This window comes from Bacillus sp. Brlt_9 (assembly GCF_051948935.1).
In the GTDB taxonomy this organism is placed as follows: Bacteria; Bacillota; Bacilli; order Bacillales; family Bacillaceae_G; genus Bacillus_A.
The window spans coordinates 1-765 of sequence record NZ_JAYJLO010000033.1; the positions used below are offsets into that span (position 1 = coordinate 1).

General features: G+C 35.7%; 1 protein-coding gene. It reads right to left on the reverse strand.

The features are described from left to right. Positions 1-54: 54 nt before the first annotated feature. Positions 55-765, reverse strand: a 711-nt coding sequence (locus tag VF726_RS31480) for an RNA-guided endonuclease InsQ/TnpB family protein (RefSeq protein ID WP_440174139.1), incomplete at its 5' end; no start/stop codon positions are given.

Here is a 765-nt window from a genome sequence, read left to right on the forward strand (position 1 = left end):
ATGAACACTCCCCCACTTAGCAAAGCTTGAAGTGGGGGTTTCTAACGTTTCGACCTAACGGACGATTAACGTCAGGGGAGTTAACACATTAGCGAGCTGTTTCACGCCTAACCCCTCTATCCCATTTGTCCATGCATTTGGGATTACTTTTCGTAAAATGTTAGCCGCAGCATTTACATCTGCATGAATTAAAGTTTTATTTGCTGAACGATATATGCCGCGCTTTATTCGTTTTCCTGAAAAAGTTGTATTTTGGTCATTTTCTCCATACGTTGGAATGAAGTCGTTATCCAGAAAACTTGCTTTCGATGTATATGATTCTTCAGTTACAACAACTTGAATGCCTACAGCATGTGCTTTGTATGTAATCATTTGAATCAGTAAATTATGCGGGATATGACAAAACGATTGGTTATTTCTTTTTCCCATATTCGTTTCTTGTTTCCAACTTTTGTTTTGACCAATAACGATTTTACAAACTTCTTCTTCTTGAGCTAGTTTTACGATATGGTGACTAACTTTATGGAAGACGTCTTTTATTTTCAAGTAACGTTTTTGATGAAGTTTTTCTATCCTTTTAGAAGTAAAAGGTCCTTCATTCGTTTGTTTTCGATTTCTAAGAATGCTTGTAAAATGACTCTTCATTTTGTTGTAATATTGATTTATGCTTTTGACATGTTTGCCCTTAACAAGGACAGGTTTCATACCTGTGTTTGTTACGATGGTTGCAAGGTTATCAATCCCTAAATCAATACTCATATAACG